Annotated in this window: 26 protein-coding genes and 1 pseudogene; 13 read left to right on the top strand and 14 right to left on the bottom strand. The window is 74.6% G+C overall.

Annotation, left to right across the window (positions count from 1 at the left end):
* Window positions 1-2: 2 nt before the first annotated feature.
* Both ACI79S_RS12740 and ACI79S_RS12745 read right to left on the bottom strand, forming a co-directional pair.
* Window positions 3-899, bottom strand: coding sequence for a lysophospholipid acyltransferase family protein (locus ACI79S_RS12740; protein WP_456593804.1), 897 nt, complete (start codon window positions 897-899; stop codon window positions 3-5).
* On the bottom strand, window positions 881-1,660 hold the full coding sequence (locus ACI79S_RS12745) for a glycerophosphodiester phosphodiesterase (RefSeq protein ID WP_456593805.1): 780 nt from the start codon (window positions 1,658-1,660) through the stop codon (window positions 881-883). The genes ACI79S_RS12740 and ACI79S_RS12745 overlap by 19 nt, the downstream gene beginning before the upstream one ends.
* Before the next feature lie 262 nt (window positions 1,661-1,922).
* Here ACI79S_RS12745 and ACI79S_RS12750 point away from each other — a divergent pair, with 262 nt between their 5' ends.
* Window positions 1,923-2,228 (top strand): hypothetical protein, encoded by a 306-nt coding sequence (locus ACI79S_RS12750; RefSeq protein ID WP_456593806.1) that lies wholly within the window; start codon window positions 1,923-1,925, stop codon window positions 2,226-2,228.
* Between the two features lie 6 nt (window positions 2,229-2,234).
* On the opposite strand, the gene ACI79S_RS12755 is transcribed toward ACI79S_RS12750, so the two are convergent.
* Together ACI79S_RS12755 and ACI79S_RS12760 are read right to left on the bottom strand one after the other, a co-directional pair.
* A complete protein-coding gene (locus tag ACI79S_RS12755) occupies window positions 2,235-2,465 on the bottom strand; it encodes a hypothetical protein (protein WP_456593807.1) in 231 nt (76 codons plus the stop codon).
* Between the two features lie 471 nt (window positions 2,466-2,936).
* Window positions 2,937-3,299, bottom strand: a complete 363-nt coding sequence (locus ACI79S_RS12760; RefSeq protein WP_456593808.1) for a type II toxin-antitoxin system prevent-host-death family antitoxin — start codon at window positions 3,297-3,299, stop codon at window positions 2,937-2,939.
* Window positions 3,300-3,435: 136 nt separating this feature from the next.
* Here ACI79S_RS12760 and ACI79S_RS12765 point away from each other — a divergent pair, with 136 nt between their 5' ends.
* Both ACI79S_RS12765 and ACI79S_RS12770 read left to right on the top strand, forming a co-directional pair.
* Window positions 3,436-3,876: a hypothetical protein gene (locus ACI79S_RS12765; RefSeq protein WP_456593809.1), complete on the top strand. Its 441-nt coding sequence runs from the start codon at window positions 3,436-3,438 to the stop codon at window positions 3,874-3,876.
* Window positions 3,866-4,168: a transcriptional regulator gene (locus ACI79S_RS12770; protein WP_456593810.1), complete on the top strand. Its 303-nt coding sequence runs from the start codon at window positions 3,866-3,868 to the stop codon at window positions 4,166-4,168. Before ACI79S_RS12765 ends, ACI79S_RS12770 begins: the two co-directional genes overlap by 11 nt.
* Window positions 4,169-4,170: 2 nt before the next feature.
* Here ACI79S_RS12770 and ACI79S_RS12775 read toward each other — a convergent pair whose 3' ends face one another.
* Window positions 4,171-5,259, bottom strand: coding sequence for a DNA glycosylase AlkZ-like family protein (locus tag ACI79S_RS12775; protein WP_456593811.1), 1,089 nt, complete (start codon window positions 5,257-5,259; stop codon window positions 4,171-4,173).
* Window positions 5,260-5,311: 52 nt separating this feature from the next.
* On the opposite strand from ACI79S_RS12775, the gene ACI79S_RS12780 reads away from it, so the two are divergent.
* Entirely contained in the window at window positions 5,312-5,902 is a 591-nt protein-coding gene (locus ACI79S_RS12780) for a hypothetical protein (RefSeq protein ID WP_456593812.1), read from the top strand.
* Between the two features lie 102 nt (window positions 5,903-6,004).
* Here ACI79S_RS12780 and ACI79S_RS12785 read toward each other — a convergent pair whose 3' ends face one another.
* From ACI79S_RS12785 to ACI79S_RS12800, 4 genes and pseudogenes are all read right to left on the bottom strand, one after another.
* Window positions 6,005-6,190, bottom strand: coding sequence for a hypothetical protein (locus tag ACI79S_RS12785; RefSeq protein WP_456593813.1), 186 nt, complete (start codon window positions 6,188-6,190; stop codon window positions 6,005-6,007).
* Entirely contained in the window at window positions 6,156-6,788 is a 633-nt protein-coding gene (locus ACI79S_RS12790; RefSeq protein ID WP_456593814.1) for a hypothetical protein, read from the bottom strand. Before ACI79S_RS12790 ends, ACI79S_RS12785 begins: the two co-directional genes overlap by 35 nt.
* Window positions 6,785-7,285 carry a hypothetical protein gene (locus ACI79S_RS12795; protein ID WP_456593815.1) on the bottom strand — a complete coding sequence of 167 codons (501 nt, stop codon included), beginning with the start codon at window positions 7,283-7,285 and terminating at the stop codon, window positions 6,785-6,787. The genes ACI79S_RS12790 and ACI79S_RS12795 overlap by 4 nt, the downstream gene beginning before the upstream one ends.
* 50 nt (window positions 7,286-7,335) lie before the next feature.
* Window positions 7,336-7,749, bottom strand: a pseudogene (locus ACI79S_RS12800) (ATP-binding cassette domain-containing protein); the annotation flags it as partial.
* A 103-nt stretch (window positions 7,750-7,852) separates the two neighbouring features.
* Between ACI79S_RS12800 and ACI79S_RS12805 the strand changes: the two are divergent.
* The 4 genes from ACI79S_RS12805 to ACI79S_RS12820 are packed head-to-tail and all read left to right on the top strand — an operon-like array spanning window position 7,853 to window position 9,655.
* Window positions 7,853-8,476, top strand: coding sequence for a DUF7134 domain-containing protein (locus tag ACI79S_RS12805; protein WP_456593816.1), 624 nt, complete (start codon window positions 7,853-7,855; stop codon window positions 8,474-8,476).
* Window positions 8,473-8,934: a sensor histidine kinase gene (locus ACI79S_RS12810; RefSeq protein WP_456593817.1), complete on the top strand. Its 462-nt coding sequence runs from the start codon at window positions 8,473-8,475 to the stop codon at window positions 8,932-8,934. Before ACI79S_RS12805 ends, ACI79S_RS12810 begins: the two co-directional genes overlap by 4 nt.
* Window positions 8,931-9,473 carry a response regulator gene (locus tag ACI79S_RS12815; RefSeq protein ID WP_456593818.1) on the top strand — a complete coding sequence of 181 codons (543 nt, stop codon included), beginning with the start codon at window positions 8,931-8,933 and terminating at the stop codon, window positions 9,471-9,473. Before ACI79S_RS12810 ends, ACI79S_RS12815 begins: the two co-directional genes overlap by 4 nt.
* Window positions 9,474-9,490: 17 nt before the next feature.
* Window positions 9,491-9,655, top strand: coding sequence for a response regulator transcription factor (locus ACI79S_RS12820; protein ID WP_456593819.1), 165 nt, complete (start codon window positions 9,491-9,493; stop codon window positions 9,653-9,655).
* Between the two features lie 19 nt (window positions 9,656-9,674).
* On the opposite strand, the gene ACI79S_RS12825 is transcribed toward ACI79S_RS12820, so the two are convergent.
* Window positions 9,675-10,103, bottom strand: coding sequence for an iron chaperone (locus ACI79S_RS12825; RefSeq protein WP_456593820.1), 429 nt, complete (start codon window positions 10,101-10,103; stop codon window positions 9,675-9,677).
* 169 nt (window positions 10,104-10,272) lie between these two features.
* Between ACI79S_RS12825 and ACI79S_RS12830 the strand changes: the two genes are divergently transcribed.
* The gene (locus ACI79S_RS12830) at window positions 10,273-10,467 is read left to right on the top strand and encodes a hypothetical protein (protein WP_456593821.1); all 195 of its coding nucleotides are present in this window, start codon (window positions 10,273-10,275) and stop codon (window positions 10,465-10,467) included.
* 23 nt (window positions 10,468-10,490) lie between these two features.
* Here ACI79S_RS12830 and ACI79S_RS12835 read toward each other — a convergent pair whose 3' ends face one another.
* Window positions 10,491-11,087 (bottom strand): antibiotic biosynthesis monooxygenase, encoded by a 597-nt coding sequence (locus ACI79S_RS12835; protein WP_456593822.1) that lies wholly within the window; start codon window positions 11,085-11,087, stop codon window positions 10,491-10,493.
* 120 nt (window positions 11,088-11,207) lie between these two features.
* Here ACI79S_RS12835 and ACI79S_RS12840 point away from each other — a divergent pair, with 120 nt between their 5' ends.
* Complete coding sequence (locus ACI79S_RS12840) at window positions 11,208-11,912, top strand: M50 family metallopeptidase (protein WP_456593823.1); 705 nt, start codon at window positions 11,208-11,210, stop codon at window positions 11,910-11,912.
* 88 nt (window positions 11,913-12,000) lie between these two features.
* On the opposite strand, the gene ACI79S_RS12845 is transcribed toward ACI79S_RS12840, so the two are convergent.
* On the bottom strand, window positions 12,001-14,361 hold the full coding sequence (locus ACI79S_RS12845) for a glycoside hydrolase family 65 protein (protein WP_456593824.1): 2,361 nt from the start codon (window positions 14,359-14,361) through the stop codon (window positions 12,001-12,003).
* A gap of 58 nt (window positions 14,362-14,419) precedes the next feature.
* Complete coding sequence (locus tag ACI79S_RS12850; protein ID WP_456593825.1) at window positions 14,420-15,163, bottom strand: HAD family hydrolase; 744 nt, start codon at window positions 15,161-15,163, stop codon at window positions 14,420-14,422.
* A 168-nt stretch (window positions 15,164-15,331) separates the two neighbouring features.
* On the opposite strand from ACI79S_RS12850, the gene ACI79S_RS12855 reads away from it, so the two are divergent.
* Complete coding sequence (locus ACI79S_RS12855) at window positions 15,332-15,877, top strand: YbhB/YbcL family Raf kinase inhibitor-like protein (RefSeq protein ID WP_456593826.1); 546 nt, start codon at window positions 15,332-15,334, stop codon at window positions 15,875-15,877.
* 95 nt (window positions 15,878-15,972) lie between these two features.
* Entirely contained in the window at window positions 15,973-16,905 is a 933-nt protein-coding gene (locus tag ACI79S_RS12860; RefSeq protein ID WP_456593827.1) for a serine hydrolase, read from the top strand.
* A gap of 10 nt (window positions 16,906-16,915) precedes the next feature.
* On the opposite strand, the gene ACI79S_RS12865 is transcribed toward ACI79S_RS12860, so the two are convergent.
* Complete coding sequence (locus ACI79S_RS12865; protein ID WP_456593828.1) at window positions 16,916-17,725, bottom strand: GNAT family N-acetyltransferase; 810 nt, start codon at window positions 17,723-17,725, stop codon at window positions 16,916-16,918.
* Between the two features lie 101 nt (window positions 17,726-17,826).
* Between ACI79S_RS12865 and coaA the strand changes: the two genes are divergently transcribed.
* Window positions 17,827-18,789 carry a type I pantothenate kinase gene (gene coaA / locus ACI79S_RS12870; protein ID WP_456593861.1) on the top strand — a complete coding sequence of 321 codons (963 nt, stop codon included), beginning with the start codon at window positions 17,827-17,829 and terminating at the stop codon, window positions 18,787-18,789.
* Window positions 18,790-18,842: the final 53 nt, after the last annotated feature.

The following is an 18,842-nucleotide window of genomic DNA, read 5'->3' on the forward strand; positions in this document are numbered from 1 at the left end:
GGTCACGGGATCTCCTCCGGCACGACGCCGCCGGGGAACGCGGCGACGGCGGTCGTGGGCCGCGTCGGGTCGACGAACGCCGGGCCGTCGAGCTCGTCGGCCCGCAGCGGACGCAGGCCCCGGGTGAGCGCGGCGGCGATGCGGCTGCGCGCCCGGTTCGCGTCACCGACGCGGCCCATCTCCAGGTCGTCGAAGACGACCGGCGGGCCGACGTGCACCCGCAACGCGGGGCGGCGCAGCACGGCCCGCAGCAGCGTGCGCAGCTTGCCGAGGTCGTTGCCGTACTGGAGCACCTCGTGCGCCCCCCACTGGCTGACCGGGAGCACGGGCACCCGCAGCCCCAGTGCGAGCCGCGCCATGCCGGTGCGGCCCCGTTCCGGCCACAGGTCCGGCGCCAGGCCCACCCGGCCTTCGGGATAGGCGACGACGTGGCCTCCGTGCACCAGGGCCACCTCGGTGACGCGGACCGCGTGCCGGGCCAGCTCGGTGCCACGCTCCACCCGGATGGCCCCGGCCCGCTCCAGCAGGGGACCGGCGACCGGTGCGGAGACGATGCCTCCGGTGGTCATGATCCGGGGCGTGACGCCCAGCCGGTGCAGCGCGACGGCGATGACGAAGGGGTCGAAGTCGCCGATGTGGTTGGCGGCCAGCAGCAGGGGCCCCCGACGCAGCTCCTCGGGGATCCCGCCGGTGACCTCCACCCGGCCGAAGACGCTCACCAGCCAGGAGAGCCGACGCAGCACGAACTGCCAGAGCCACCACGGCGGGGCGACGGCGATGGCCAGCTCACGGGCGAACCACTCGGGGTCGTCGCGCCGGACGAGCGCCGCCAGGTCCTCCGGCAGCGGGGGCGTGCGCGGCCGCCAGTCCCGGAACCGGATCACGACGGTGGCGCCCACTGGCCGCGCTTCTCCAGCACCTCGCGCAGCATCGCCGGCCGATCGGTCATGATGCCGTCCACCCCGAGATCGAGCAGCGCCGCGGCCTCGGCGGGGTCGTCGACGGTCCACACGTGCACCTGCAGCCCGCGCGCGTGGGCCGCGGCGAGGAAGCGCTCGTCCACCAGGGCTCGGCCGCCGAGCTGCAGCGGCACCTGCGCGCAGCCGGCCGGGATGCGGACCAGCCCGGCGGCACGAGGGGAGTAGGAGGACAACCGCAGCGCCGCGACCCCCCGCGGCCCCAGCGAGGTGCAGAGCATCGGTCCGAACAGCCGCCGGGCCGCGGCGACGCGGGCGTCGGAGAACGAGCCCAGGCAGATGCGGTCGAGCACCTTCATGCGCCGCACCAGCCGCACCAGCGGCGCCAGCACCCCGGCGGCCTTGATGTCGAGGTTGAACCGGACGTCGGGCCACGCACCCAGCAGGTCCTCGAGGCGCACGATCGGCTCCCGGCCGCCGATGCGTGCCTCGGAGATCTGGGCCCACGTGAGGCCGTCGACACGACCGCTCCGGTCGGTGATCCGCTCCAGGGTGGGATCGTGGAAGGCGACGAGGACGCCGTCGGCGGTCACCTGCACGTCCGTCTCGAGGTACCGGTAGCCCAGGTCCACGCAGGCCTGGAAGGCCGGCATGCTGTTCTCCAGGTGCTCGATCGCCCCGCCGCGGTGCGCCATGGCCAACGGCGTCGGCGCGTCCAGGAAGGCGAAGCGCGCGGCAGGCACGCGTCCACGCTAGTGGCACCGCTCGGGCCACCAGCGAGGCCCCGTCGGTGCGGGCGGAGGCGGTGACCGGCCCGCCTCCGACCCCAGCTCAGCAGCCAGTCCACCACCGTTCTGGCGTGTCATGCGGGACTGTCAGCAGCGGCGTCTACCGTGCGCAGGCGTGGCACAGCAACACGCGTCCGGCAGCACCGCACCCCTCCCTGTCGCACCACTCCCCAGCCGGGGGAGCGGCGAGGAGCGCCGGTGCGGCTGGTGCCGCCGGGTGCTACCGCAGCAGGGGTCGGTCGGGCGGCCACGGCTGTACTGCGGCCAGGCCTGCCGCCAGCGCGCCTACGAGCAGCGCTCGGCGACGGCGAAGGCAGGGTTGCCCGGCGACGTCGTGCTCGTGTCGCGGGCGGAGCTGGACGGTCTGCAGGACCGGCTGTTCCAGCTGCGCTGCGCCCTGGAGGACGTGCAGACGCTGCTGCAGGAGCGGCCGACGAAGGCCGAGCTGGAGCGCTCCCTGGCCGACCTGGTCCACTCGACGGGTCGGCTGGACCGGCTCTGGGTCACCGAACGCTCCAGCTGACCGGCCTCAGTCAGGGTCCTGCGTGTCGTCGTCGGTGTTCTGGTCGGTCTCCGGGTTGCTGACGTCCGGCAGGTTCTCGCGGTCGGCGTCCTCGGGGTCGACCGTCTCGACCACCTCGTCGGTGGTGCCGTCATTGCGATCCAGCCCGGCCGGATCCCCGCACCCCGTCAGCGTCGCTGCTCCGCCGAACAGCGCCAGCGAAGTCATCAGTGCGGCGAACGGTCGTCGGATTCTCATGTGCCCGACCCTACGAAGCCCGACCGTCGGCCGCCTGTCGAACCCACCGACACCACAGTCAATACGTCACAGTGACGCAATATCGGTGGTGTCAGCGGACGGGGAGGGTGGTGGGGGGGGTGATCGAACGTCGGGCTGTCGACGCGTCGCCGGAGCACCCGGCGGGCAGAGCGCGACCCGCGTGCAAGATCAACATCGGCAAGATCAACATCGGGGGAGCCGGACGGACTCGAGGTGGCACCGAGCGCCGGCCCGCACAGGCGGCCGACCGACCGATTCCAGGATCCACCGCAGTGCCGCCGGTGCACCGACTTCGCCGCGCCGGCCTCTGGCCGCCGGTCCTGGACTCGGGCGATACGGCAGCGACACCCAGCGGCGGACGCGCCACCACATCGGCCGACCGGGGCGGCTGCGCCGGCTCGCCGACCCCTCTCGCAGCTGGCTTCTATCGCGCCGATAATCGACGTTATGTCAACTAGTCGGCACGACGGCCACTACCCGAGCACCATCGCGCCGTAGTCCGGCCTCGCGCATGGTCGCGGTGAGCCGCGGGTCGTCGGGCAGCGACCACAGCAGGACGTGGGTGTCGAGCCGCAGCGTCACGGTCCGCCGTCGCCACGGCATGCGGCGAGCACCGCCTCGGGTGCCTCGTCGAAGTCGTCCGCGATCCACATCCGCCCCCGCAGAAAGCCCGGTGCGTGCCGATCGGTGCGCACGCCGGCCGCGGACCAGGCGGGCAACCGGCGTGCCAGCGCGGGCGATGACGACGTCCTCCCCCGCCTCGACCGCCTCCAGCAGCCGGGGCAGGTGCGTCTTCGCCTCGTGCACGTCCACCGCCCTCGCCACCGGTCCAGTGTCATGACCGAGGCGGACCGAGTCGATGGCGGGCCGCCGCTACGCCTGATGCTGACGCGGGTCGACGCAGGAGCCGGTGTTGCCATCAAGGAAACTCTGCCCTATTGTTTCCTATATGGAAACACCGAATGGTCGGACGCCGTCGCCCCAGGAGGCCCGGGACACCCTCGCCCAGCTGGCGAAGGACGAGGAAGCCGTCCGATACCCGCCCATCCCCCGGTGGTTCTTCGTCGTGATGGCCACCGTCGTCGCCGGGGTCGCCCTGGCGCAGCTGCTGCCTCCGAAGACCGCCGCCCTCGTGATCCCCCTCGTGGTCGTCAGCGCCCTGCTCGCCCACCGGTACTGGTTCAACCCGGAGGGGGTGTCCGGCGCCTCGGTGAAGCTGCGCGACATGGTCGCGTACCTGACCGTCGTCCTGGGCACCTTCGTGGCCTGCTGGCTGGTGGAGGCGTTCACGGACGCCTGGTGGATCTGGTTCCCCGGCGCCGCGGTCGTCGCCGGCGCCGTCCTCGTCACCGGGTACCGCTACGTCCGCGAGTACGGGCATGAGCGCTGACGCCCCGGCCTTCGACGAGGTGATCCACGCTCCGCACCGGCTACGGATCTGCGCGATGCTCAGCGCGGCCCAGAAGGTCGAGTTCGCCGTGCTGCAGGAGAAGCTGGGGCTCTCGAAGTCCGCACTCAGCAAGCACCTGGGGCAGCTCGCCGACGCTGGTTACGTCACACAGGAAAAGGCTGTCCGCGATGCTCGGAGCCGGCTGTGGCTGGCGTTGACCACCGAGGGCAGCCGCGCCTACCGGGGTCACGTCCGGGCGTTGCAGGAGATCGTCGCGGCCGACGGCGCCTGACCTCAGGAGCCGCGAGCGGCCACGGCCAACCCGAGCCAGCCGGCGAGCGCCTCGATCTCGGCCCGCACCGCGTCCCTGACCGCAGGGGTGAGCGTGACGTCCTCGTGGAGCTCGTTCACCACGAGCCGCCCTGCCGACCGCTCGGCGACCACGTCCAGCTTCCCGACGAGCCGGTCGTGGTGCAGGACCGGGAGGGCGAAGTAGCCCCAGCGCCGACGGGCCTTCGGCTTGTACATCTCCAGCACGTACTCGAAGCCGAAGATCTCCTGCGTGCGCACCCGGTCGTGCACGAGGCGGTCGAACGGGGAGAGCAGCGCGGTGCGGCCCCGGAACGGGCGCCCGACGGCCTCGGGGTCGACCCGCCACGCGCCCGGGACCCCCTCCACCACGGCCGGCTCCCCCGCGTCCCCGACGTCCACCGGCTCACCCGGCACCGAGGCGCCCTTCCCGCGTGCGATGCCCAGGGCCCGCAGCCGCCGTTCGGCCCGGATGCGCCGGGCCTCGCCCTCCGGGACGACGGGCGTCCCCGCCGGGTAGACCCGGTCCGCGACGTCCCACAGGCGCTGCCGGCCGCGCCGCCCCGCGATCGCGACCTCGCCGCGCATCATGAGGAACTCGAGCATCTGGGTGACGTTGCGGTCGTGGGTCCACCCCGTGGAGGCCCACGGCACCGAGCTCGTGTCGGGGATCTCCCGGGAGAGCAGCGGCCCCGACGAGCGCAATCGCTCGACGACGTCGCGCCGGAACGACTCGTTGGCGCGGAGCCACGCACGCGGCGCCTCCCGGCTGGGCCAACGGGCCATGCCGGCCAGCAGCAGCGCGATGTCCTCCATCGGCCGGATCAGCGCGTTGTGCTCCACGAGGCTGCGGTCCTCGAGCGCCCGGGTCAGCTGCTCCGGGTGATACCCGCTCCCGAGCCGGCTCCAGGCCACCAGGTCGGCGCTGGGCGCGACCGCCGCTGTGGGGTCGACCTGGAGCAGCGTCAGGTGCCGGACCGTCGCCAGCAGGCTCTCGGGGCGGCGGCCGTCCAGCAGCTGGGCGCGCACGGCGATCGCGCGCGCCTCGTCCCGGTCCAGCCTGTGCGCCGACATCTGCCGAACCGTAGCGGCGGCCGCACGCGCGCACGAGGACGATGATCGGGCCATGCCTCGCACCTGGACCCACGTCGGCCGCTGCTGGACCGACGGCGAACCCTTCCTCGCCCTCGACAGCGACCTGCTGCCGCACTGGCGCGGCCTCAGCGAGCAGGGTTACGAGGCGCTGGCGCCGCAGCTGGACTACCAGCTGACCGGTGTCCGGCTGGGTGGGAGCACCGCGGCGCTGGTACTGACCGATCCCGAGGTCGGCGACGAGGGCTGGCTGGAGGTGTTCCGCGCCGACGACGGCAGCATCGCCGTCGTCCAGGCGGCCGCGAGCGACTACCGGGGCACCCTGGACGCCGCGCTGGGCTTCCCCGAGGCCGGTGACCAGGTCGGCGACGTGGTGTCCGTCCCCAGCGGCCGGCTGGCCTTCATCAGCGCGGCGCTGGACGGAACGGGTGAGGACGGCGCGTTCCTCCTGCCCGAGTCCCCCGGCCCGACCCCGGACTCCGGCGAGCTGGCCGACGACGCCGCCACCGACGCGAGCCCGCTGCTGGTCGTGCCGCCGGGGGCCTTCCGGCTGTCGGTGCGCTGGCGGACGGAGCTGCACGAGGATGCGGCGTTCGCCCGCTGGCTGCTCACCCGCGAGAGCTGACCGCGCAGGACCCGCTCCACCATCCGAGCCACGTGTCCCCCCGTGGTCGCCGCGACCGGCACGCCGGGGGTGCTGCCGAGCAGCGCCCCCGGCACCGGTGCATCAGGCGATCTCGCTGCGCAGCACGCGGAGCCACCCGGCCACCAGGGGCGCGAGCAGCCACAGCACCGCCGAGGTGCCGACCTGCAGCCAGCCCTGCCCGTCGAGCTCGCCCACGTACATGGGGCCCGTGGTCGTCGACAGGTCCAGCCAGTCACGCACCCAGTCCAGCGCCCCCACCGTGGTCACCAGCACGGTGAACGCCGTCGGCAGGGCGAAGTAGAGGACGATCGCCAGCGGCGAGCTGAGCAGGAGCAGGCCGAACGCGACGCCCGACGAGGACGTTGAGCACCTGCACCAGGAGCACCTGGACCACCTGGTCCGCCCCGAGCGACCACGAGGTCGGGTCGTCCGTGAGCACCGGGGTGAGCGCTGCGGCGAGGGCCGCGGCCGCAACGCCGGCCAGCACGCCGAGGACCGCCAGCAGGACCGCCGCCCCCATCTTGGCGACCAGCACGCGGGAGCGCTGCGGCACCAGTGCGAAGGTGGTCAGGGCGGTGCGCTGCGACCACTCGCCGGTGACCAGCAGGATGCCGACGACCGGCAGCAGGACGGCCACCGGCAGGTGGGCGGCGCCCAGGTACTCGGTGAACGTCTTCTCCGGCGCCTCCCCGAAGAACAGGATCAGGGCGGGGACGGCGAGGGCCAGGGCCACGATGCCCACGAGGAGCCAGGCACCGGCGCGGGTGTCCGTGGCCTTGCGCAGCTCGACGGCGACCAGCGTGGGCAGCGACGGGGCCGGCACGTCGACGGCCGGCACGGCGGGAGCGGGAGCGGTGGTGGTCACGGGTGGGCCTCCTGCACCGGGGCGGGGGTCGAGACGGCGCCGGCGGGCTCGCCGGCGTGGGTGAGCGAGCGGAAGAGCTCTTCGAGCCCCGCGCCGGAGGCCGGCCGCAGCTCCAGGAGGGGGACCCCGGCGCGGGCGGCCGCCAGGCCGACGGCCTCGGGGTCGGCGCCGGCCAGGAGAGCGCCGTCCTCGGCCGGGTCGACGTCGATCCCCGACGAGGCGAGGGCCTGCTGGAGCGCCCCCCGTTCGCGAGCCCGGACGACGGTGCCCGCACCGGCCAGCAGCTCCTCCTTGGTCCCCGAGGCGACCAGCCGGCCACCGGCGATGACCACCAGCCGGTCGGCGACCGCCTCCACCTCGCGCAGCAGGTGCGAGGAGAGCAGCACCGTGCCGCCGCGGTCGGCGAACCCGCGCAGCAGCCCGCGCATCCAGAAGATGCCCTCCGGGTCGAGCCCGTTGGCCGGCTCGTCGAGCACCAGGACCTGCGGGTCGCCCACAGCGCCCCGGCCAGCCCCAACCGCTGCCGCATGCCCAGCGAGTACTTCCCCACCCGCTTTCCGGCCGCCGGCCCGGCGAGCCCGACCAGCTCCAGCACCTCGCCGACCCGGGACCGCGGCACGCCGAGGACCATGGCCGAGAGGGTGAGCACCTCGCGCCCGGTCCGCCCGGAGTGCTGCGCTCCGGCGTCGAGCAGGACCCCGACGTGCCGCCCGGCGTTGGGCAGCTCCCGGTAGCGGCGGCCGGCGATGGTGGCGGAGCCGGCGGTGGGCTCGGCCAGCCCGCACAGCGCGCGCAGCGTGGTGCTCTTGCCCGCCCCGTTGGGGCCGAGGAACCCGGTGACGGTGCCGGGTGGGCAGCTGAAGGACACGTCGGAGACGGCCAGCTGCGTGCCGTACCTCCGGGTCAGGTGCTGGATCTCGATCACCGGTTCACCCTGTCGCCCGGGCCGTCCCACCGGCATCGGCCGCCGGTCGGCGATCCCCCGACCTAGGTCTGCCCCCGGCGAGCGGGACGTCGACCTTCGTCGGTGCCGCGACGGGCCTTTCCGCCCGTAGCCTGACGCCGTGAGCGCGGTGACCGACCGGGAGGGGATGCGGCCCCCCGGCGTGGACCACCCGTCACTGGTGCCGGCCCTCCTCCTCGCCGACTCCCTCTCCTCCAGCACGGGGACCGCGCCGTCGCACCGCCGGGTACGACGCTCGGTGCGCGACTGGGTCGTCGACATCTCGCTGTTCCTGCTCTCGCTGGGCCTGGGGCTGATCTTCCTCGCCGAGGCCGCGAACCGCCGGGACCCGCCCCCGGACGCGCTCCTGCTCGCCGACCTGGTCGCAGGGACGCTGGCCTGCCTGCTGCTGTGGGGCCGGCGCCGGTGGCCCGTCGGCGTCGCGCTGGTCCTCGCCGCGATCGGGACGTTCTCCGACATGGCGGCCATCGCGGTCCTGACCGGCCTGTTCACCGTGGCCGTCCACCGCACCTGGCAGACCGTGGTGGTCGTCGCCGCGGCGAACTTCGCCGCGCTGTCGGTCTACGTGCGGCTGCGCCCCGACCCGGAGATCCCCTGGCCGGTGTTCACGGCGCTGTGCGTCGTCGTGACCGCCGCCGCCATCGCCTGGGGCATGTTCGTGCGGGCGCGGCCGGGGTGGTCCGCGCCAGTGCCCGACAGGCCCTGGAGGACCTGCGCGAGGTGATCGGGGTCCTGCGCGAGGAGGCCGAGCCCGGAGCGGTGGAACGCCCCCAGCCGACGCTGGGTGACCTCCCGGCGCTGGTCGAGGAGTGCCGGCGGGCGGGTCTGCGGGTGCGAGCGCGGTACCGGGTCCCCGACCTCGCGGCGGTCCCCGCGGCGGCCGGGCGCGCCGCCTACCGCGTGGTGCAGGAGGGCCTGACCAACGTCCGCAAGCACGCACCCGGCGCCGTCGCCGACGTCCTCGTCGACGGCTCCCCGGCGGACGGGCTCACCGTGGAGGTGGGCAACCCGCTGAGCGTGGGCGGGGAGGCACCACCGCTCCCGGGCAGCGGCACGGGGCTGGTCGGCCTGCTCGAGCGCGTCAGCCTGGCCGGGGGCACCCTCGAGCACGGCTGGACGCCCGAGGGCGGGTTCCGCCTGTGCGCCCGGCTCCCCTGGCCGACGCCGGCGGGTGTCGCGTGACCGACGGGGCCCCCGACGTCCGGGTGCTCGTCGTGGACGACGATCCGCTGGTGCGCGCGGCGCTGGCGATGGTCCTGGGCGGCGCCCCGGGCCTGCGGCTGGTCGGCGAGGCGGCCGACGGCGACGAGGTGCCGGCCGCGGTCGCGGCGGCCGCCGCCGACGTCGTCCTCATGGACATCCGGATGCCCCGCGTGGACGGGCTGACCGCCACCGAGCAGCTGCAGGCCCGTGGCGGGGGTCCGCACGTGATCGTGCTGACCACCTTCGACGCCGACGACCACGTGCTGCGCGCGCTGCGGGCGGGCGCCAGCGGGTTCCTGCTCAAGGACACGCCGCCGGCGGCGATCGTCGACGCCGTCCGCCGCGTCGCCGACGGCGAGCCGATGCTCTCCCCCACCGTGACCCGGCAGCTGATGGCCCACGTCGCGGGGGGGGGGCCCCCCCCCCCCCCCCCCCGGGCCCCCCCCCCCCCCCCCCCCCCCCCCCCCCCCCCCCCCCCCACGCCGGGGACCGCGCCCGTGCGCTGCTGGGCCGGCTGAGCGAGCGGGAGCACGAGGTGGCGCTGGCGGTCGGGAGGGGGCTCTCCAACGCCGACATCGCCGCCGAGCTCTACATGAGCGTGGCGACGGTCAAGGCGCACGTCTCCCGGCTGCTGACCAAGCTGAAGGTGGCCAACCGGGTCCAGGTCGCGCTCGTGGTGCACGACGCCGGGCTGCTCTGAGCCTCGCCGCCGGCGACGATCAGCCCACGGCCCGCTTCACGAGCGCGGTGATCTCCGCCTCGGCGGCCTCGTCCAGCGCGGTCAGCGCCCAGGAGGTCGGCCACATGCCGCCGTCATCGAGCGTCGCGGTGTCGTTGAAGCCGAACACCGAGTACCGCGTGCCGTCCATCTGCCCGCTGCGGAAGAAGCACACCACCTTCCCGCCCCGGGCGTACGCAGGCATGCCGTACCAGAGCTTCGGAGCCACCTCCGGCACGGCTGCGGTGACGACGACGTGCACCCGCTCGGCGAGCGCACGGTCGGGCGCCGGCATCTCGGCGATCTTGTCCAGCACGTCCTGCGCGTCGGCGGCGGCCTTCCCCTCGCCGGTCCCGCGCCGACGGTCGTTCTTCACCTCTGCCGCGCGCTGCTTGAGCGCCGCGCGCTCCTCCGTGGACAGCGTGGCCATGGCCCGGCTCCCTCCTGGTCGTCGCGGCGAGCGAGCTGCCCGCACCCAGCACGCGAGCGACGGCCCCGGGACCCGGGCTTCTCGATTCCTGACCGTTCGGGCCGGGTTCCCCGGGGCCCGCGTCGGGGTAGGCGTCCGCGGACCGTGCTGCCGAGCCCTGGAGGATGCCGTGACCGAGGAACGACCCGACACCGACGAGCAGCGCGAGCCGGGTGGCACCCCCTCCCCCGGGCCGGCGAACCTCACCGATCGGCCCTTGACGCCGGGTACGGGCGACGACGGCGGTGCGCGGGCGGTCCCCGGCGCCTACGAGGCCGACGAGGCCGAGCAGGAACGCGGCAAGGCGGTCAAGCCGGGCAACTGACGGCTCGTGACGGCGCGCAGCCCCTACCGCTCCCGCCAGCGCCGGCCCTGCAGCCACCACTGCAGCCGGGCGGTGATCCAGGGCAGCAGCAGGTAGGTCATGACCGGCGTGAGCGCGAGGGTCACGACGAGCACCCGCAGCACCACGTGGGCCTCCGCCAGCGCCGCTCCCAGCGTCACGGTGGCCAGCAGGTTCACCGGGAAGAAGACCAGCCAGATGGTCACCGCCTGCTTCCACCGCGGTGGGGCAGCCGGCGCCGGTGCGGGACGCACCTCCTCCGCGACCGGCGAGTCGAACCAGCCCTCGATGCCGGTGCGCCGCTCGGTGCGGGTGACCTCGGCCAGGCCCTGGGCGGACCGCAGCCACCACTGGCGTTCCGAGGATGCCTCCCAGGCGGCCAGCGCGGGCTGGTCGGCGAACCGGGCGAGCATGTGCCACTCGTCGGCGTCACGCCGGGAGCGGACCCAGCCGCCACCGAGGAAGCCGGGGAAGCTCTCCGCCATGCTGAGACCGGCGCGGATCCACGCCGTCATCTCGCGCGCGTGCGCCGGGTCGGCGCGCCGCGTGAAGGACACCGTCACCGGGAGGTCGTCCCGGGTGACGGCGGTGGTCGTCGTCATGCACCCAGCATCGCCCGGGAGCGGGGCCGACGGGTCCCCCGTGGCGGTGTGAGCCCTGCCTCGCCCGACACCTCGGCCGCTCCCCCGGCTCCGGCAGGTCCGTGCGGTTGACTCCCGGGCGTGGAGGTCCTCGCCCGCTTCTGGGCCCGCGTGACGGCGACGGTCCCGGACCTCTCGACGACCGTGCTGCTCGCCACCGCCGCGGTCGCTGCGCTGCTCGTGCTCTCCCCCGCCCTCTGGCGGCCCGCCCGCAACGTGGTGACGATCGCCCACGAGGGCGCCCACGGCCTGGTGGCCCTGGCGGCCGGACGGCGGCTCGCCGGCATCCGGCTCCACTCGGACACCTCCGGCCTGACCGTCTCCGCGGGTCGGCCCACGGGGCTGGGCATGGTCCTCACCTGCGCCGCCGGCTACACCGGGCCGGCCCTCTTCGGGCTCGGCGCGGCCGCCCTGCTCTCCACCGGGCACGCCGTCGGGCTGCTCTGGGCGCTCCTCCTGCTGCTGGCCCTGCTGCTGGTCCAGATCCGCAACTGGTTCGGGCTGTGGTCGGTGCTCGTCACCGGCGCGATCGTCTTCGCCGCGACGTGGTGGCTGCCGCCGGCGGGCCAGGCGGCGTTCGCGGCGGTCGCCACGTGGTTCCTCCTGCTGGCCGCGCCCCGCGCCGTGCTCGAGCTCCAGCGTGCCCGGCGCCGGCGCGGTGCACCGGACTCCGACGCCGACCAGCTCGCCCGGCTGACCCCGTTGCCCGCGGTCGTCTGGGTGGGCGTCTTCCTGCTCGTCGACGTCGGTGCTCTCGTCGTGGGCGCGAGGTGGCTGCTCGGCTGAACCACGGTGTCAACCGGTGCTGTGTTGGGGATAACGGTCGAACCGGGTGCAGCGCAGGCTCGATCGGGATCGGCGGCGTGCGGTGCCGTCAGCCGCGCGCGCGGCGGCGTGGCTCGCAGCCCGGCGGCTGGTGCACCGGGGCGACCTCGGGGGCGGGCGGGAGCTCGAGCACCACGTCGTCGTGGTCGATGCGGATCTGCCGCCCGTGGTGCCTGATCTCCAGCGGGTCCCCGTCGACCAGCCGGTAGGTGGCCCGCTCGCGCTCCACCGTGACGGTGAGCTTGCGGCCGCGGTAGACGACGCGGAACCGCAGCCGGGTGATCCCCTCCGGCAGCCGTGGCGCGAAGGAGAGCTGGCCGCCGTGGTCGCGCAGCCCGCCGAACCCGGCGACCGCGACGGTCCATCCACCCGCGAGCGAGGCGATGTGCAGCCCGTGGCCGGAGTTGTGGTGCAGGTTCTGGATGTCGGTGAGCGCCGCCTCGGCCCAGTACTGGTGGGCGAGCTCCAGGTGTCCGGTCTCGGCGGCGACGACGGCCTGCTGGGTGGCCGACAGCGACGAGTCGCGGGTGGTGCGCGGCTCGTAGTAGGCGAAGTCCGCGATCTTCTCCTCGAGGGTGAACGCGTCACCCCGCAGGTGCAGGGCCATCACCAGGTCCGCCTGCTTGACCACCTGCTTCCGGTACAGCTCGAAGTAGGGGTAGTGCAGCAGCAGCGGGTAGTGCTCCTGCGGCGTGGCCGGGAAGTTCCACTCCTCGTGGTGGGTGAACCCGTCGGACTGCATGTGGACGCCGCGCTGGGTGTCGTAGGGCACCGCCATCAACGACGCCGCCCGCAGCCACTCCGCCACCTCCTCGTCGGTCACCGAGAGCTGGTCGGCCACCGCCGGCTGCCGGCGCACCGCGGCGGCGGCCTCACGCAGGTTCCGCTGCGCCATGAGGTTCGTGTAGACGTTGTTGTCCACGACGGCGGTGTACTCGTCCGGCCCGGTCACCCCGTCGATCCGGAAACCGTGCTCGGCGTCGAAGTGCCCCAGCGACGCCCAGAGCCGGGCGGTCTCGACGAGCAGCTCGGTGCCGTAGTCCCGGTCGAACGCGTCGTCGAGGGTCGCGTGGTGGTACCGGACGACGGCGTCGGCGATGTCGGCGTTGATGTGGAAGGCCGCCGTGCCGGCCGGCCAGTAGCCCGAGGTCTCCTCGCCCCGGATCGTCCGCCACGGGAACGCGGCCCCGCGCAGACCGAGCACCCGGGCCCGTTCCCGGGCGAGTCCGAGCGTGGTGTGCCGCCAGATGAGCGCATCCCGGGCCGCGTGCGGCGCGGTGTAGGTGAGCACGGGCAGCACGTAGGTCTCGGTGTCCCAGAACGTGTGCCCGTCGTAGCCCGGGCCGGTGAGCCCCTTGGCGGGGATGGCCTGCCGCTCGCCGCGCAGCCCGGCCTGCAGGACGTGGAACATGCCCACCCGCACCGCCTGCTGCAGCTCGTCGTCCCCCTCGATCTCGACGTCGGCCTCGTCCCAGTGCTGCGCCAGCAGTTCGCGCTGCTCCCGCAGGAGGCGTTCGAAGCCGCCGAGCTTGGCCGTCGCCAGCGCTCCCTCCACCTGGTCGCGCAGCGCGGCGCTGGAGCGGCGCGACGACCAGCCGTAGGCGAGGAACTTGACCAGCTTCAGCGACCCGCCGGGCGGGATGCGGGCGGCCAGGGTGTACCGGGCCAGGTCCCCGACGGCCTCGACGTCCTCGGTGCAGCTGTCGGGCACCTCGATGAGGTGGTCCATGCCGGCGGCCATGCGCAGCCGGCTGCGGCGGGTGCGGTGGACCAGCACGGCCCGGCGGCCGCGAGCGGCGGCGAGCTCGCACTCCAGCGGGTGGGCGAGGGCCGCGGCTGCGCGCGGATCGCCGTCGCCGTGGGACGGGCCCTCCTCGTTGGCCAGCAGGTCGGACTGCAGCGCGACGTAGAGGTCGCCGAGGTCGTCGGTGACCTCCACCTGGTACTCGATGGCGGCGATCGAGCGCCGGACCAGGGAGACCAGGCGGGTGCTGGTGATCCGCACGGTCCGGCCGCTGGGCGCACGCCACTCGGTCGACCGGCGGAGGACCCCGGCGCGCAGGTCGAGGGTGCGCCGGTGGTCGATGATCTCGCCGTAGTTCAGGTCCAGTGGCGAGTCCTTCACCAGGAGCCGGATCAGCTTGCCGTCGGTCACGTTGACCACGGTCTGCCCCATCTCCGGGAAGCCGTAGCCGGCCTCGGCGTAGGGCAGCGGCCGCTCCTCGAAGAAGCCGTTGAGGTAGGTGCCCGGGACGACGACCGGCTCGCCCTCCTCTAGCGAACCGCGCAGCCCCAGGTGCCCGTTCGCCAGGGCGAACACCGACTCGTGCACCCCGAGGCTGTCGTGGTCCAGCCCGACCTCGGTGAGCGCCCACGGTTCGACCGGGAAGACTCCCCGCCCCTCCGTCACTTCTGCTCCTCACCGGCGCTCGCCGCCGTCCTGACCGGTGCCGCGCCTCCGCGTGGGCTCACGTCCGCTCCAGCAGCTCGGCGAGGTCGGCGACGACCACGTGCGCCCCGGCGGCGCGGAGGCCGTCGGCGTGCCCGACGCGGTCGACGCCGACGACGTAGCCGAACCCACCCGCCCGGCCGGCGGCCACCCCCGCCAGGGCGTCCTCGAACACGACGGCCTCCTCCGGGGGGACCTCGAGGGCGCGGGCAGCGGCGAGGAAGGTGTCCGGGGCCGGCTTGCCCGGAAGCCCCCGCTCCCGCGCGACGACGCCGTCGATCCGGGTGTCGATCAGGTCGGCGAACCCGCCGGCGGCGACCACCTGCTCGCCGTTGGCCGAGGCGGTGACCACCGCGGTGACCAGGCCCGCCTCCTTCACCGCGCGCAGGTAGCGCACCGATCCCTCGTACACCTCGACACCGTGCTCGGCCAGCTCCGCGAGGATCAGTTCGTTCTTCCGCCCGGCCACTCCCTGCACGGTCGCCACGTCCCAGGCGTCTCCCCGCTCGCCCTCGGGCAGGACGATGCCGCGGCTGGCGAGGAAGTCGCGGACCCCGTCGGCGCGGGGCTTGCCGTCGACGTACCGGTTGTAGTCGTCCTGCGTGAACTCGGGGGCCGCGGGGTCACGCGCCCGCAGGAAGTCGTCGAAGGTCCGCTTCCAGGCCGCCATGTGCACCGTCGCGGTCCGGGTGAGGACCCCGTCGAGGTCGAACAGGCAGGCCCGGACGCCATCCGGGAGACCGACCGATCGTGAGGTGGACACGCCGGCGACGCTACCGGCGACCGGCGTCGCGCACGTGTCGGGACGACGACGGCTGCGTGCCGGCACCGGTCCGACGGGCGCCGCGAGGCGTGGCTGCCTAGGGTCCGACGGGGGGACGCTCCGGCGGACCCGCCAGCCGTCGCACCGCTACCGAGGGAGAGGACCACCATGGCCGACCGGCCCACCCCGCCCAACCCCTACGACTTCCTGCCGCAGGTGCCGGGCTTCACCGTGACCAGCAGCGACGTGTCCGACGGGCAGACGATGCCGATGCCCCACGTCAGCGGTGTCATGGGCGCCGGCGGCGAGGACCGCTCCCCCCAGCTGTCGTGGTCGGGCTTCCCCGACGGCACCCGCAGCTTCGCCGTCACCGTCTTCGACCCCGATGCGCCGACGGCCAGCGGTTTCTGGCACTGGGCGGTGGCGAACATCCCGGCGTCGGTGACGGAGCTGCCCTCGGGCGCCGGCGACAAGGACGCCCCGCAGCTCCCCGACGGCGCGGTGCAGCTGCGCAACGACGGCGGCTTCGCCGGGTACGTGGGTGCGGCTCCCCCGGCCGGGCACGGGCCGCACCGCTACTTCGTGGTGGTGCACGCCGTCGACACCGACCAGCTGGACGTCGACGGTGACACCACCCCGGCGGTGCTCGGGTTCAACCTCTTCTTCCACACGCTCGCACGGGCCACTCTGGTCGTCACCTACGAGCAGAGCTGACCGGTCCGCACCCGGGTACCTCCGCACCGCGAGGACGCACCACCACCAGGTGGTCGAACGTTGAACGACCGTCGCCCGGTGGGTACCGCACCCGCATGTCGACGACGTCCTCCGGCCACCCGGGCGCGACCGGCCTGCCGCGTGCGCACCGCTTCCCCCGCGCCGGGCTCCTGGTCAGCGTGTTCCCGGCGCTCCTGGTCGCCGCGCTCGTGGCCGCCGTGCTCGCCCCGGCCCCCGCCGGGGCGCGGGGGGCGTCGCCGGAGGAGGTCGTCTCCGCCGTGGTCGACGCCTACGGGGTGCCCGGGGGGACGCTCGCCGTGGCGGTGGCACGGCAGCCGGAGCTACCGGGCGACCGCTCCCCCCGCTCGGCCGAGGCGGCCGCGGCCAGGGTGGCCGCCCACCGCGCGGACAACGGGGAGGTGGCGCAGCGCCCGATCCCCGGGGCGTCGATGGTGAAGCTCTTCATGGCCGCCGACATCCTGCACCGCGCGCGGGCGGGTCGCCTCGCGCTGGACCGCGAGGACTTCGCCCTGCTGCAGGCGATGATCCGGCGGTCCGACGATCCCGCCGCCTCGCAGCTGTGGGTGCGCTACGGCGGGCCGCGGATGGTGGTGGACGTCGCCGAGCGGTACGGCCTGACCGCCACCAGCCCCCCAGCGGTGCCCGGGCAGTGGGGCCAGACGCTGACCAGCGCACGCGACCTGGCCCGGTTCCTGTCGCTGCTCCCCACGCTCGCCCACCCTGCCGACGCGTCGGCGTTGCTGGCGTGGATGCGGCTGGCCACACCCACGGCGGCCGACGGCTTCGACCAGGAGTTCGGCATCTTCGGGACCGTCCCCGGGCGCCCGGCGGTCAAGCAGGGCTGGATGTGCTGCGTCGACGGCAACCGCCACCTGCACTCGGTCGGGGTGATCGGGCGGAAGGTGGTGGTCCTGCTCAGCGAGGTACCGGCGTCGGTGGGCTACGACGAAGCCCGCGCCGCCCTGGACGCCGCGGCGGCCCGGCTGCCCTCGGCGCGCGACTCGTGAGCCGAGGGCCTCAGTCCTGCGGCAGCTCGGCCACGGCCGTGGTCGCGACGCGGGCGAACCCGATGCGCTCGTACACTCGGGCCACGTCGTCGTCACCGGCGGCCAGGAAGACCAGCTCCGCCGTCTCCCGGGCGTGCGCGGCCAGCGCCGAGGCGACGCCGGCGCCCAGCCCGCGGCCGCGCAACCGCGGCACCGTCGCCACCCCGACGATCTCGCTGACCTCGGTGCCGTCGACGTCGACGGGCTGGTGGGAGCCGACCGCGACCGGCTGGCCGTGGTCGATGGCGACCATCATCACCGTCCGACCGTCGGCGATCCGCTCGCGCAGGACGTCGGTACGCCGCTGCGCCTCCGCCGACGACTCCAGTGGCACCTCCGGCACCTCGGCGGCGCCGCCGGGATGGGCGAACGCGAGCGCGGCGACGTGCTGGTAGTGCGCCAGCTCGGGGTCGTCGGCACCGACGAGGAAGAGCCGGACCCCGGTCGGGAGGACGACGTCGACGGGGTCGGCAGCCACGAGCAGCGGCAGTTCCTCGACGGTCATCCCGGCGGCGCGGACGGCGACGACGACCTCCGGCGAGCACTCCGGGATCCACTCCAGCGCCGCCGGCACGCCCGCGGCCTGCTGCAGCGCGATCGCGGCGCGCACGTCCTCGACGGTCACCTCGCCGGCGTCACGGCGCGGGCGGGCCGGGTAGGGCCAGGCGGGATCGGCGAGCGGGACCTCCAGCGCCCCGGCGGCCTCGATCCGCGCCTCCCGCTGGGGCGCGACGGCGAAGTAGCGCTCGATGCACTCGAGCACTCCCGGACGGGTGGGCACGCGAGAACACTAGACCGAGCCCGGGCCGGCGGGCCCCTGCCGGCCCCCGGGCACCCGCCCGGGTGACCCGCGCGCACGCCGCCTCCGGGGCGGGCGGCACGATGGGGCGCGTGACGGCTGGGACTCGAGGCTCCATCTCGCCCTATGCGGTGTTCGACCGCGACTCGTGGCGGGCGCTCGCGGCGGGCTCGAGCCTGCCGCTGGACGCGGCCGAGCTGGAGGACCTGGCCTCGCTGGGTGACCGCATCGACCTGGACGAGGTGGCCACCGTCTACCTGCCGCTGGCCCGGCTGCTGAGCCTGCACGTGACGGCCAGCCGCCGGCTGTGGGCCGCGCAGAGCGAGTTCCTCGGCGACACCACCGCCAAGGTGCCGTTCGTCATCGCCGTCGCCGGCAGCGTCGCCGTCGGCAAGAGCACCACCGCCCGGTTGCTGCAGACGCTGCTCGCCGCCACGCCCGGCGCCCCCCGGGTCGACCTCGTGACCACCGACGGCTTCCTCCTCCCCAACGCGGTCCTGCAGGAGCGGGGCCTGCTCGGTCGCAAGGGGTTCCCGGAGAGCTACGACCGCCGGGCGCTGCTGCGCTTCCTGGCCGACGTGAAGTCCGGCCGCGAGGAGGTGTTCGCGCCGGTGTACGACCACCAGTCCTACGACATCGTGCCCGGGCGGGTGCAGGCGGTCGACCGACCGGACATCCTCGTGCTCGAGGGGCTCAACGTGCTGCAGGCCGGACGCCGCACGGACGGTTCCGCACCGGACATCTTCCTGTCGGACTTCTTCGACTTCTCCGTCTACGTCGACGCCGCCGAGGCCGACATCCAGCGCTGGTACGTCGAGCGGTTCCTGGCGTTGCGCCGGACGGCGTTCCGCGACGCCACCGCCTACTTCCACCGCTTCGCCGATCTCACCGACGACCAGGCGCGGGAGACCGCCCTGGGCATCTGGTCGGCGGTGAACGGCCCGAACCTGCGGGACAACATCGCGCCCACGCGGTCCCGCGCCCGCCTGGTGCTGCAGAAGTCCGCCGACCACTCGGTCCGCCGGGTCCTGCTCCGCAAGCTCTGACCACCCGTCACGCCGCCGGCACCGGCGCACCCACCCGCACCCGGCAACCGCCA

The organism is Blastococcus sp. SYSU DS1024, from assembly GCF_054050795.1.

What these genes read in the sequence shown, in the direction of transcription:
- ACI79S_RS12755 (WP_456593807.1), bottom strand. Translation starts at nt 2,465, where the DNA reads ATGAGAATCCGACGACCGTTCGCCGCACTGATGACTTCGCTGGCGCTG.
- ACI79S_RS12765 (WP_456593809.1), top strand. Translation starts at nt 3,436, where the DNA reads ATGGAAACACCGAATGGTCGGACGCCGTCGCCCCAGGAGGCCCGGGAC.
- ACI79S_RS12770 (WP_456593810.1), top strand. Translation starts at nt 3,866, where the DNA reads ATGAGCGCTGACGCCCCGGCCTTCGACGAGGTGATCCACGCTCCGCAC.
- ACI79S_RS12775 (WP_456593811.1), bottom strand. Translation starts at nt 5,259, where the DNA reads ATGTCGGCGCACAGGCTGGACCGGGACGAGGCGCGCGCGATCGCCGTG.
- ACI79S_RS12780 (WP_456593812.1), top strand. Translation starts at nt 5,312, where the DNA reads ATGCCTCGCACCTGGACCCACGTCGGCCGCTGCTGGACCGACGGCGAA.
- ACI79S_RS12825 (WP_456593820.1), bottom strand. Translation starts at nt 10,103, where the DNA reads ATGGCCACGCTGTCCACGGAGGAGCGCGCGGCGCTCAAGCAGCGCGCG.
- ACI79S_RS12835 (WP_456593822.1), bottom strand. Translation starts at nt 11,087, where the DNA reads ATGACGACGACCACCGCCGTCACCCGGGACGACCTCCCGGTGACGGTG.
- ACI79S_RS12855 (WP_456593826.1), top strand. Translation starts at nt 15,332, where the DNA reads ATGGCCGACCGGCCCACCCCGCCCAACCCCTACGACTTCCTGCCGCAG.
- ACI79S_RS12860 (WP_456593827.1), top strand. Translation starts at nt 15,973, where the DNA reads ATGTCGACGACGTCCTCCGGCCACCCGGGCGCGACCGGCCTGCCGCGT.
- coaA (WP_456593861.1), top strand. Translation starts at nt 17,827, where the DNA reads ATGGGGCGCGTGACGGCTGGGACTCGAGGCTCCATCTCGCCCTATGCG.